Origin of the sequence: Rhodococcus sp. 21391 (genome assembly GCF_016772255.1) — a bacterium.
GTDB classification, from domain to species: domain Bacteria; phylum Actinomycetota; class Actinomycetes; order Mycobacteriales; family Mycobacteriaceae; genus Rhodococcus_F; species Rhodococcus_F opacus.
Window position 1 is genome coordinate 5,569,635 of record NZ_CP063781.1, and the last position, 12,381, is coordinate 5,582,015.

10 protein-coding genes are annotated in these 12,381 nt (G+C 65.8%); 5 read left to right on the top strand and 5 right to left on the bottom strand.

What is annotated here, in order from left to right; genetic code table 11:
• Positions 1-96 precede the first annotated feature (96 nt).
• The gene (locus tag GO592_RS25690) at positions 97-1,485 is read left to right on the top strand and encodes an MFS transporter (protein ID WP_007301004.1); all 1,389 of its coding nucleotides are present in this window, start codon (positions 97-99) and stop codon (positions 1,483-1,485) included.
• Positions 1,482-2,234, top strand: coding sequence for a 3-hydroxybutyrate dehydrogenase (locus GO592_RS25695; protein WP_005254902.1), 753 nt, complete (start codon positions 1,482-1,484; stop codon positions 2,232-2,234). The genes GO592_RS25690 and GO592_RS25695 overlap by 4 nt, the downstream gene beginning before the upstream one ends.
• Positions 2,235-2,314: 80 nt before the next feature.
• Here GO592_RS25695 and purD read toward each other — a convergent pair whose 3' ends face one another.
• Positions 2,315-3,568 (bottom strand): phosphoribosylamine--glycine ligase, encoded by a 1,254-nt coding sequence (gene purD / locus GO592_RS25700; RefSeq protein ID WP_007301003.1) that lies wholly within the window; start codon positions 3,566-3,568, stop codon positions 2,315-2,317.
• Positions 3,569-3,706: 138 nt separating this feature from the next.
• On the opposite strand from purD, the gene GO592_RS25705 reads away from it, so the two are divergent.
• Positions 3,707-4,651, top strand: coding sequence for a serine hydrolase (locus GO592_RS25705; protein ID WP_007301002.1), 945 nt, complete (start codon positions 3,707-3,709; stop codon positions 4,649-4,651).
• A 10-nt stretch (positions 4,652-4,661) separates the two neighbouring features.
• Positions 4,662-5,135: an ArsR/SmtB family transcription factor gene (locus tag GO592_RS25710; RefSeq protein ID WP_007301001.1), complete on the top strand. Its 474-nt coding sequence runs from the start codon at positions 4,662-4,664 to the stop codon at positions 5,133-5,135.
• A gap of 21 nt (positions 5,136-5,156) precedes the next feature.
• On the opposite strand, the gene GO592_RS25715 is transcribed toward GO592_RS25710, so the two are convergent.
• Positions 5,157-6,500 (bottom strand): FAD-dependent oxidoreductase, encoded by a 1,344-nt coding sequence (locus GO592_RS25715; protein WP_007301000.1) that lies wholly within the window; start codon positions 6,498-6,500, stop codon positions 5,157-5,159.
• A gap of 245 nt (positions 6,501-6,745) precedes the next feature.
• Between GO592_RS25715 and GO592_RS25720 the strand changes: the two genes are divergently transcribed.
• Positions 6,746-7,906: an ABC transporter substrate-binding protein gene (locus GO592_RS25720; protein ID WP_007300999.1), complete on the top strand. Its 1,161-nt coding sequence runs from the start codon at positions 6,746-6,748 to the stop codon at positions 7,904-7,906.
• Between the two features lie 78 nt (positions 7,907-7,984).
• On the opposite strand, the gene GO592_RS25725 is transcribed toward GO592_RS25720, so the two are convergent.
• Genes GO592_RS25725 through GO592_RS25735 form a run of 3 tightly spaced genes read right to left on the bottom strand, consistent with a single transcriptional unit; the run spans position 7,985 to position 12,267 of the window.
• Positions 7,985-8,782 (bottom strand): SDR family NAD(P)-dependent oxidoreductase, encoded by a 798-nt coding sequence (locus tag GO592_RS25725; RefSeq protein ID WP_039952917.1) that lies wholly within the window; start codon positions 8,780-8,782, stop codon positions 7,985-7,987.
• 46 nt (positions 8,783-8,828) lie between these two features.
• On the bottom strand, positions 8,829-11,393 hold the full coding sequence (locus GO592_RS25730) for an ATP-binding cassette domain-containing protein (RefSeq protein ID WP_039952916.1): 2,565 nt from the start codon (positions 11,391-11,393) through the stop codon (positions 8,829-8,831).
• A gap of 4 nt (positions 11,394-11,397) precedes the next feature.
• On the bottom strand, positions 11,398-12,267 hold the full coding sequence (locus GO592_RS25735) for a branched-chain amino acid ABC transporter permease (protein ID WP_007300996.1): 870 nt from the start codon (positions 12,265-12,267) through the stop codon (positions 11,398-11,400).
• Between the last annotated feature and the right edge of the window lie 114 nt (positions 12,268-12,381).

A 12,381-nucleotide genomic window follows, 5' to 3' on the forward strand; every position in this document is an offset into this window, starting at 1 on the left:
TCATTGTGTGCGCACAAATATGCATCAATACTCGGCAGGACCAACGAACTGTGTCCCCAGTCACAACGGGGTACGGAGTGTAACGAGGAGCGACAGATGAGCGTCGACGAAACAGCGCACGCGAAAGAAGCCCCGCCGTCCGGGCTGAAGAAGGTGGTCGGCGCATCCATGGCCGGCACCGTCGTCGAATGGTACGAGTTCTTCCTCTACGGGACCGCGGCGACGCTCGTGTTCAGCAAGGTGTTCTTCGCCGCCGGCGGCAACGAACTCGACGCGATCATCGCGGCGTTTGTGACCTACGCCGTCGGCTTCATCGCCCGGCCTCTCGGCGGCATCGTCTTCGGTCACTTCGGCGACAAGTTCGGCCGCAAACAACTGCTCCAGTTCAGCCTTCTCCTCGTCGGCGCGGCCACGTTCCTCATGGGCTGCCTGCCCACGTACAACCAGATCGGGTACTGGGCCCCGGCCCTGCTCGTCACCCTCCGTTTCATCCAGGGATTCGCCGTCGGCGGCGAATGGGGTGGCGCGGTGCTGCTGGTGGCCGAGCACAGCCCGAACAAGTCCCGCGGCTTCTGGTCGTCGTGGCCGCAGGCCGGCGTGCCTGCGGGCAACCTCGTCGCGACCGTCGTCCTGCTGATCCTGACGACGACGCTGTCCGATGCGGCGTTCCTCAGCTGGGGCTGGCGCGTGGCGTTCTGGCTGTCGGCCGTGATCGTCCTCGTCGGGTACTACATCCGCACGAAGGTCACGGACGCTCCGATCTTCATCCAGGCACAGAAGGAAGCGGAGCACATCAAGGAGACGTCGTTCAGCGTCTTCGAGGTGCTCAAGCGTTACCCCCGCGGCGTGTTGACGGCGATGGGCCTGCGTTTCGGTGAGAACGTCATGTACTACCTGGTGGTCACGTTCTCGATCACCTATCTCAAGGTGGTCGTCCACACCGATACCGCGCAGATCCTGTGGTGGATGCTGATCGCGCACGCCGTGCACTTCGCGGTGATCCCGCTCGTCGGGCGGCTCTCCGACACCATCGGCCGGCGCCCCGTCTACATGATCGGCGCGCTGACCGCCGGCACGTGGGGCTTCTTCGCCTTCCCGATGATGAACAGCGGGCACAACGCCGTCATCCTCGGAGCGATCATCATCGGCCTGGTGTTCCACGCCTTCATGTACGCCGGCCAGCCGGCGATCATGACCGAGATGTTCCCGACGCGTATGCGGTACTCGGGTGTCTCCCTCGGCTACCAGGTGACGTCGATCGTGGCCGGTTCGCTGGCGCCGATCATCGCGGCCAGCCTGCTCAGCAAGTACGACTCGTCCGTTCCGATTGCGATCTACCTGGCGATCGCGTGCCTTGTCACCGTCGTCGCCGTCATCGTCGCCCGGGAGACCAAGGGCATCTCGCTCGAATCGATCGACGCGGCGGACGCCCAGATCCTGGCCGACGAGAAGGCTGCCGGCGCGAAGGACGGGGTCCCCGCATGACCGAGCAGAACCTGACCGGACGCACCGCGCTCGTCACCGGCGGCGCCAGCGGGATCGGCGCGGCCTGCGCCCGAACACTCGCCGCGCGCGGAGCCCACGTCACGGTCGCGGACCTCGACGACGTGGCCGCCAAGAGCCTCGCCGACGAGATCGACGGAACCGCGTGGCACGTCGACCTCCTCGACACCGATCCGCTCACCGAGCTGCGGCTCGAGACCGACATCCTCGTCAACAACGCCGGTATCCAGACCATCAGCCCCATCGAGGAATTCCGCCCCGAGGACTTCCGGCGCATCCAGACGCTGATGGTCGAGGCACCGTTCCTGCTGATCCGTGCCGCCTTGCCGCACATGTACTCCACGGGATTCGGGCGCATCGTCAACGTCTCGTCCGTGCACGGGCTCCGCGCATCAGCGTTCAAGTCCGCGTACGTCACCGCCAAGCACGGACTCGAGGGACTGTCGAAGGTGACGGCGCTCGAGGGCGGCCCGCACGGCGTGACCAGCAACTGCGTCAACCCCGGCTACGTGCTGACACCGTTGGTGCAGAAGCAGATCGCGGATCAGGCACAGGTGCACGGCATCAGCGAGGCCGACGTGATCGAGAAGGTGATGCTCACCGAGAGCGCGATCAAGCGACTGGTGGAACCGTCGGAGGTGGCGTCCCTCGTCGCGTGGCTGGCATCCGCCGACGCAGGCATGGTCACCGGCGCCTCCTACACGATGGACGGAGGATGGACCGCCCGGTGACGTGACGAAAAGGCGTGCACCCCCGGATGTCCCGGGGGTGCACGCCTGTCGGCCGTTTCCGCCGCTGGAGCGCTTCGACCTCAGGGGATGGCGATGCGGCCCTCGACCGCGGCCAGTCCGATGTCCTTGCGGTAGTGGCTTCCCGGCAGCTTGATCGCGGAGATCTTGGAGTACGCATCCGCGCGCGCCGCGTCGAGGTCGGCTCCGACTCCGACCACGCTGAGCACGCGCCCGCCGGCGGAGACCACCTGATCATCGACGAGCTTGGTGCCTGCGTGCAGGACGCCGTCACCGTCGGCGCCGGTGATCACGTCGCCGGTGCGCGGGGTGGCCGGGTAGTGCTCGGCCGCGACCACGACGGTCACCGCCGAGCCGTCCTGCCATTCGAGCGGCGCGACCTGATCGAGCGTTCCGGTGGCGGCCGCGTTCAGCAGTTCGCCGAGCGGGCTCTTCAGCAGGGCGAGGACCGCCTGCGTCTCGGGGTCGCCGAAGCGGCAGTTGAACTCGACCACGGCGGGGCCGTCCTTGCCGATCGCCAGCCCGGCGTACAGCAGGCCACTGAAGGCGCTGCCCCGGGCGACGAGCTCGGCCGCGACCGGCTTCACGACGTCGTCGACGATCTGGGTCACGGTCTGCTCGGGCAGCCACGGCAGCGGCGTGTACGCGCCCATGCCGCCGGTGTTGGGTCCGGTGTCGCCGTCGCCGACGCGCTTGTGGTCCTGGGCCGGCAGCAGCGGCACGACGGTCTCGCCGTCGACGACGCAGAACAGCGACACCTCGGGACCGTCGAGGAAGGACTCGAGGAGAACGGGGTGACCGTTCTCGAGCAGTTCGGCAGCGTGATCGCGGGCCGCGTCCCGATCCGTGGTGACCACGACGCCCTTGCCTGCCGCGAGGCCGTCGTCCTTGACCACCCAGTTGGGACCGAAGCGGTCGAGTGCCTCGTCCAGCTTGGCGGGCGAGTCGACGATCTCGCTGTGCGCGGTCTTCACACCGGCGGCGGCCATGACGTCCTTGGCGAACGCCTTGGAACCTTCGATGCGGGCGGCGTCGGCCGACGGTCCGAAGCAGGCGATGCCTGCCGCGCGGACGGCGTCCGCGACACCCAGCACCAGCGGGACCTCGGGGCCGACCACGACGAGGTCGGCGTCGAGCTTCTTCGCGAGTGCCGCCACGGCCTCCCCGGACGCGATGTCGACGGGGTGCTGCTCGGCGATCTTGCCGATCCCGGCGTTGCCGGGCGCGCACATCAGGGCACTGACCCCTGGATCGCGAGCAAGAGCGAGAAGGAGGGCATGTTCACGGGCTCCGGAGCCGATAACGAGTACGCGCACGGGTGTCAGCCTACGGGCCGCGCCGGACGGGACGTTCGGAGCGTGCGGTCTCGACAGTCCCGCCGGTACGGGCTACCGTTCTTCTAGAATTCCGCAATTCCGGATTATCGAATTTCCGCAGGTGAGGGGATCTTCTCGATGAGCAGGAAGCTGGGCACGGTCGCGGCAGCAGTCGCGGTCGCGGTGAGCCTGGGCGCGTGCAGCACCGACGGCACCGCCACCTCCCCGGACGAGCAGGCAGCGCCGGCCGTATGCGCACCGCTGCCACCCGCCGACATCACGACCGCCGCCGGATGGATCGGGTACGCCGGCTCCCACCCCGACGACATCGCCTTCGTCGTCGACGACGGTCGCGGCCGAACGGTCGAGCGCCGCGCCGGCGACACCGTTCCGCTGGCGTCCGCGATCAAGGTGGTGCACCTGGCCGCCTACGCCCGGGCCGTCGCGTCGGGTGAACTCGACCCGGCCGAGCCGGTGCCGCTGCCCGAGTGGGAACGCTGGTACCTCCCGAACACCGACGGCGGCGCCCACCCGAAGGCCCTGCAGCGGCTCGGCGTCACCGAACCCGGCTCCACGGTCCCGCTCGAGCAGATGGTGATCGCGATGATCCAGGAGAGCGACAACGCCGTCCCCGACTACCTGCGCGACCGACTCGGCGACGCCGCCCTCGCCGACGCCGCCGCGCAGGGCGGCTGGGACGACCTGGAGGTGCCGCCCCTGCTGGGCTCGACCATCGCCCTCCTCGATCCGGCGATGTCGCGGGATGCCCGGTGGGACGCCGCCCAGCGCTACGCACACGACGACGCCTACCGCGAACAGGTCGCGCGGATGTCGCCCGGCGACGACTTCCCGGCGGTCACGGCCCGGGTCCAGGAGTCCGGGGTGACGGGTTCGGCCGCGGGCCTGGCGTCGCTGCACCGCGCGATCGCGAGCGGCGACTTCGGTCCCGGCTCCGATGTCGCGCGCCGAACACTCGAATGGCAGCCCGCCCCACCCGGACTGGACGGGCTGGGTTTCAAAGGCGGCAACCTCCCCGGCGTGGTCACCGAGGCGATGACGATCCCGACACGACGTCGCAGCTAAGTTGTGCCGTGTGAACGACGAGTACGACACCCGGCTCGCCGACCTCGAGGCCCGCGTCCACGCCCTCGAATCGGCCCGGCCCGCCGAAACCCCGACAGCCGACGTCGGCGAGAGCATCGGGCAGATCGGATATCAGGGCACCGTCGACCTGGACGGCGAGATCCAGTGGACGATCCGCTACGACGCCGGCGCAACCCTCGACCTGTCCCCCACGGCCGTATCGAATGTCCTCGCCGCCCTGGGACATCCGACCCGCCTCGCGATCGTCCGCACACTGCTGCGCGGTCCCGCCGGCGCGGCCGAACTGCAGACCGCGCTCGGGCTGTCCTCGCCCGGTCAGCTCTACCACCACCTGCGTGCCCTCGGCGGGGCACGCATCGTCGAGCAGGAGTCGAGGAACCACTACCGCATCGCGGCGGCGAAGGTGGTGCCGTTGCTGGTCATCATCCTCGCCGCCGCGGATGTCGGGGAACACCCCCTGTGAGTACTTGTTAACCGCCCGCGGTTAACAAGTACTCACAGGTGCGGTGAGGTCGGCCACCGCGCGATCCGCGGCGGCCAGGCCGAACACCAGCGCAGGTGCAATACCGCCGGTGTACGCGCGGTTGTAGAGGCCGCCGGTGTCCGACCCAGCCGCGAACAGTCCGCTTATCGTTCCGCCCGTCGCATCCAGGACGCGGCCGTGCTCGTCGATGCGGATGCCATGGAAAGGGAATGTCAGTGCCGGGCATGCCTCGACGAGGTAGTACGGCCCCTCATCAAGAGGCTTCAAGTCGTAGCGGCGCGGCGGGTGAGCGTCCGGACCGGCCGCATTGAGTGCCCGGATCTGATCCGCAATCGCGGCACCGTTGTAGCCCCACTCCTCGGGAAGATAGGCGAACTCGTCGAGGCTCTCGGCGATTCCGCACCGCCCACCCCGGCGCTGCGCGAGGTCGAACTTGTCGATCGCGGCGGCGCCCTCGACGTAGCTGCCGGTGATCCACTCGCGGTACACCCGTGCGTCGGCGACGAGCAACCCGCGCGACTCCGGCTGCTCCAGCAGGTCCATCGTGGTCAGATGGTCACCGACGGTCTCGTCGGTGAAACGCCGGTTGTCGAGATTGAACAACAGCGCATGCTCACTGTAGTAGAGCGACAGCGCGACGAAGTCCGCCGCGTCGCGGAAACGCACCCCGGCCGGGATGAGATGGCCGTAGAAGCCGGACCTGTCCGTGCCGGAGGCCGCGCCGACGGCCTCGGCAAGACGTAGTCCGTCACCTGCACTCGTAGGATTCGAACGCAGCTGCATCTCGGTCGCGGCGGGATGGATGTGCTCACCGGACAGTTCAGGATTCGCCTGGAATCCCCCGGTGGCGAGAATCGTCGCGTGGGAACGTATTTCACATTCCTCTCCGGTCGAAAGGCGCACACGGGCACCGACGACTTCGCCGCCTCGTGTGAGCAAGGACAGGGTCTCGGCGCTCGTGTGCAACTCGCCGCCGTGACCGCGAATTCGCCGACGACACTCGTCGATGTATCGGTTGGTGTCGAACTGGTGTCCCGTGCCGTAGCGGAGAACTGTCACCGCATCAGCGCACTCGATACCGAGTGATCGGATCCAAGAAATTCCGTCCGAAAATCGGTCGACGAGCGCCCGACGTAATGCGGGGTCGCCGTTCGGATTGACCTCGTCCATGACCTCGTGTGAGGGCGCAGTCCACGCGTATCCCGCGAACTGGGCGGACCCACCAATCGTTGCAGACTTTTCGACGACGACAACCGACCGTCCTCCGGCCACCGCCCGAGCCGCCGCGGTCAGCCCGGCCATGCCGGCGCCGATGACGAGTAGATCGGTGTCGATTCGTGGCATCTGGTGCTCCTCATCCTGCGAACAGTTGCATTCTCACCCACCACCGTAGTTCCTCAACTGAAGTCAGTTCAAGCATTCGGTGGATTCACGACGAATAGTTCACCCTCAGCCCCCGTGGCCTCGCACACCATGCCCTCACGACTTCGACCGCCTGCAGGAATCCGCACTCGGTCCGCGAATGTGATTGCCGACACAGCATTTCCTCTATAGCATTATTTGAACTGAACTCGATTCAAGGAGTGGATGTGCGGAAAATTCTTCTCACGGTCGGTGTAGTCCTCGCCACGGCGTTGACGGCGTGCGGAACGCAAGCCGGCGACGGCGATGCGGGCGGGCCGATCAAAATCGGCGCATGGCTTCCCCTTTCGGGGCCACAGGCTTCGGGGGGTCTTCCCCAGGAAGCCGGCACCCAAGCGTTCTTCGATCAGCTCAACGAGGCAGGAGGAATCCACGGTCGCCCCGTTGAGTGGACCCCGGTCGACAACGCTTTCGACCCGCAGCAGACGATTCAGGTGGCTCGACAGTTGGTCTCTCGCGACCGGGTTGTCGCGATCGTCAACGCAAACGGCACGGCAACCACGGAGGCGACGTTTCCATTCGTGCTCGAACAGAACGACATACCCATCTTCGGAACCTACGGCGGCTCCACCGCCTGGTACGACCCGCCGCGTGACGCTTTGTTCGGCAGCCAGACGCTCTACGAGAACCAGGCGCGCGCCGCCGCGCAGTGGGCGCTCGACGAGGGTGCCGAGAAGGTCACGATCATCCGCAACGATCCGGCAGCGTTCGTGAATGTAGGCGCGGTCGCCACGACTGAACTCGAGAAGGCAGGAGCGAAGGTCTCGACGGTGGAGGTCAAGCTCGGTACCACGGACTACAGCCCGTTCGTGTCCCAGATCCGTTCGGCTGCACCCGATGCAGTCCTGACGATCCTACCGATCCAGGAGGCCGCTGCGTATCTCAACGAGATGGCCCTGCAGGGTGTCAAGATCCCCAGTTACGGCTACTCCCCCACGGTCGGTAACAGTCTGCTCGACCTCGCAGGTGCGAACGCCGAAGGGTTCCGCGCCGTGTCACTGACGCTGCCGCCCACCGCCGACAACCCTGAGGTCGAGGAGTACCGACAAGCGCTTGCCAAGTACAAGCCGGGCGAGAAGCCCGATTTCTACTCGCTGGCAACCTATGGCTCGGCGAAAGCATTTGCTCAGGTCCTCGCGAGCATCGACGGCGAAATCACGTCCAAGTCCATCACCGACGCGATAATCACGAGCGGCACCGTCGACACCGGCGTGATGCCTCCACTCACATTCAGTGCGGATGAGCATCTCGGCACCGACAGCGTGGTCCGAGTCCAGGTCGAAGACGGCAAGTTCGTTCCCATCGGAGAATTCGTGTCACCGCAGTAACACCTCGAGCGCATCCAGGTTGGCAACCTGGATGCGCTCGTATCGAATACCGTGTTCCGGTTCCGCTCGGATGACCAGTCAGACGGTGAATCGTCCACGGTTGCTGAGTAGCACCGCACCCACTACGTTTCTGGCCTGCTCCGAAGCGAGAAACAGCACATTGTCCGCGATCTCGTCCACTGTCGCGTACGGCACCGGTGTGTTGTTGACCCACTGCACTTTGAATTCTTCTGGTGTGCGAGCGGCCATGCCGGTGTCCGTCGGGCCGGGCGCGACAAGGTTGAGTCGGATACCGAACGCCACCGCCTCCTTGGCGACGGCTTGGCAGAAGGCATGGACAGCAGCTTTCGATGCGGCGTAGTGCGGGTATCCCGTCAAGGTGTCGAATGCTGAGGACGAGCCGATCACGACGATCGCGCCACCTTTCGGCTTCATCGCCCGTACGGCCGCGCGAACCACGTGGAATGTCCCGTCCAGATTGACCGACATCACTCGGCGCCACTGCGCATCAGTGAGATTCGCCGTCAGGTCGATCGGTGCGCCAGCGGCGGTCGCTTCCGTGATGATCTTCTTGGACTCCGGGTCGTCCACGCCGGCGGCGTGCACGACGACGTCGAGCCGCCCCTCGGCGTCGAGGACCTCCGCCATGGCGGCATCGACGGCCTCCGGGTCCGAGACGTCGACCCCTCGTGCAATCGTCGTGGGGTCGTCACCGTACCGTCGGCGCACATTCTCGACCACGATATCGGCCACGTAGACGCGGGCCGCTCCCTCACCGACGAGTTGCGCGACGACGGCCGCTCCGATTCCTGATCCGCCTCCAGTCACCAGAGCAACCGCGCCCTCGAATCTGCCATGTCCTGCTGTTCTGTCCATGTTCGTCCGTAGTCCCTTCGTCAGAGTCTGATCGAGCGCACTGCAGTCACCTGTGAACCTCGCCGACACCCGCAGGGACGGCTGTACCGAAGTAGGCAGCCTCGGCGATCTGATCGAATCCCGGCATGCCACTGTTGCCGCGCGCGACGGCCTCACCTTCACGCAGAACGACGACCTCGCTGCAGGCTTCGAGCGCGCGGGCGAGTGACTGGTCGAGCAGGATGGTCGTAATGCCCCGGCGCGCCATGTCGTTCACCTGTGAATACACCTCCTCGACCATCGCCGGGGACAGACCCAGCGCCGGTTCGTCGAGGATCAGAACTTCGGGGTCGGCCATCATCGCCCGCGCGATGGCGACAAGCTGTTGTTCGCCGCCGGACAGTGAGCCTGCCGGTATGTCCATGCGGGTGCGGACCCGTTCGGGGAGCCCTTGCTGCAACTCTTCGAGCCGAGTGCGCAGCCTGCGGCCGGAGATTCCGGCGGCGTACGCCGCGACCTCCAGGTTCTCGCGCACCGACAGGGTGCGGAACAAGGCGCGCCCCTCGGGAACCAGGCTGAGGCGTAATACGTTGGTGCCATTGAATGTCCGGGTGCCGCCGGTCGACTGCAGATCGCCGTGCAGGATCCGCCCCAGAGTGCTCTTGCCGGCGCCGTTCGCGCCCACGATACCGAGGATTCCGCCTACATGGACGTCGAGATCGATGCCGGACAATGCCTGCACACCCTCGTAGTGGTGCTCGATCCCCCGCAGGGAGATCAATGGCGCCGCCGATCGGTCGATGTCGGGTGCGATCAGTGCTGTGTCGATTTTTCCCAGATACGAGTCGCGGACCTGTTGGTTCTGCAGGACGGTGTCCGGGGTCCCATCGGCGATCAGCTCGCCGAAGTCGAACGCCACCACCCGATCTGCGACGGCGAACAAGTCGTCGAGGACGTGGTCGATGATGACCACGGAGGTACCGGAACGCGAGAGCCGGCGAATGTGGCCTGCAAGGGTGTGACGTTCATCGGCGTCGAGGCCGCCGAACGGTTCGTCGAGCACGATCAGTCGTGGGTTGTCTGCCAGCGCCGCGATCGCACGGGCCAGATCGACCCGCTTCTGCAGCCCGAACGGCAGTTCTGTGGGGAACCGGTGCACGTGATCGGCCAACCCGACGCTTGCGAGGACCTGCAACGCCGTGTCGCGATCGGCACGGCGCCCCCAACGGTTGACGACACTGACATTTTCGAGAACGGTCAGTTCCGCGAAAAGTTCAGCATGCTGAAAAGTCCGGCCGAGGCCGAGCGAGCGCCGACGAGTCGCCCACACCCCGTGCAAAGGCCTGCCACCGAGTTCCATTGTCCCCACGAGCTCACCGCCACCGATCAGGCCACACAGGGCGTTGACGAAGGTGGTCTTGCCGGCGCCGTTCGGCCCGATGATCGCGAGCACCTCACCTGCATCGACGCGGAGATCGATGTTGTGCACCGCCTGAAGGCCACCGAATCGAACACCGAGTGCCTCCGTCTTCAGCACCGTCGCCGCGGCGGTATCGGCCCGCGTGTCCGCACCTGATTCCGCAGTATCCAGAAGGCGGGGTTGAGGGGCGGGCAGCGTCGGACGGCCGAGTGCACGCGTCAGCGGGACGAATCGGTGCAGCAGCCTCCCAGCCGTCGGGACTGTTCCATCGGCGAGAAGCAGCAGGGTGAGAATCAGGACACCCCCGATCAGATAAGGCTGGTCGATCGACAGCGACGACGCCAGCGTCGGCGCGGATGCGAGGAACGCACCTCCGAGAACGGCGCCGACCACGCTGCCGGTCCCGCCGAGGACGGTCGCGGCAATCAGGTTGACTGCGAAGACCATCGAGAATCCCTCCGGGCTGATGAAGCCCGACAACAAGGCGAGTAGCACACCCGAAAGACCTGCGACACCCGCGCTGATCGCGAAACCGAGGCTCGACTGCAGTTCGGGCGCGATACCGATCGACCTGCCCGCCAGTGGGTGTGTCTTGGCCGCAACCATGCGCATACGTATGGTCGTGCGGCGCAGGAATACCGACACTGCTACAGCGAGACCGAGGACTCCGACGGCCAGGTAGGTGACTGCGTCGGATGACGGAACGAGTTCGCCGAACGCCGTTTCGAATGTGTCGACCGGCACTCCTTGGTCACCACCGGTCACGCTCTTCCACGCACCGATGATTTCGAGGGTCACCAAGGTAAAGGCCAACGTGAGAAGAGCGACGTACAGCACGGAGAAGCGAGAGCCGGCGAACCCCAGGAACCCTCCCAGTAATGCGCACAAAACAACGGCGACAACGGAAGTGAAGTCCAGCCCCCAACCGCTACTGCTGCCGTAGGCGGTCACATACGCGCCGATTGCGACCATCGCAGGATGCCCGATCGACCAGATTCCCGTCCACCCGGCCAGTAGCGAGATGGACAAGACGATCAGTCCGTACACCGCCGCAAGTCCGACCGTGTAAATCTGGTAGCCCGGCACGAGTCCGGCAGACAGCACCATTATTGTCAGGATCGCCGCGACCGGTCCGCCGAGAAGCTGACCGGCGCTGTACAGCCGCTGGGCAGAGCGCCCGGCGCGCTGCGCCGAGCCATCTATTGTGACCATGGAATCAGACCCTCTCGAAGGTTTGGCGGCCGAAGATGCCCTGGGGGCGGATGAGGAGCACGAGCACCGCCACGCAGAAGACGAACGTGTCGCGGAAGCTGGCGGAGATATAGGCTGCAGCGAGGTTGTCCAGGACACCGATGATGAGCCCACCGATGACCGCGCCGTACATGCTTGTAAGACCACCGAGCAGGATGCCTGCGAAGGCACGGAACAACACCGGGGCGAGGATCACCGGCGAAACCCCGGTTTTCGGGGCATAAAGGAAGACTCCCAGTACCGCCAGCGCCATGCCGAGTGCCCAGGCGATCCGCGCGACCTTGTGCGCGTTGATGCCCAGGATCTCCGCGGTCTCAGCAGATTCGGCGACCGCGCGCATCGCGGATCCGACCGGCGTACGCGTGAACAGATACGCAATAGCCGACACGGCCACCGCAGCGAGGAGAATCGTGGCGATGTCCTGCAGCATCAGGTTCGAGTTGCCGATCGAGATCGTGCCGTCGACGAGCTGCGGGAATCGACGCGGCTGCTCACCCCAGTAGTGGCCGATCAGATGCTCGACAATGATCGACAGCCCCATCGTGACGACGAGCGCAGCGAAGAGCTTCCCTTGCCCGAGCGGACGAATCAGTGCTTCCCGCACCACGACTCCACTGAGAGCTCCGAAGACCACTGCGACCACCAGTGCGACAGCAATGCCCACGCCGGCCCCGTACGCGCTGAGGGCAACGTAGATGGCGAGGGTCGACAATGACGCCATTGCGAAATTCATGACGTCGGTGGATCGGAAGATGATGACCAATCCGAGTCCGATGAGACCGTACACGGCACCGTTGGCGATGCCGGTGGTCAAAGTGATGAACAACTGGTCCACGATGCCTCCGAGGGGCGGCCGGATAGAGAAATCGAATTGAGTTGACTTCAGTTCAAGTAACTTAAATGACCTTGGGTGTGAGCGCAACCACACTTGCGTACCCGTGAGTACTTG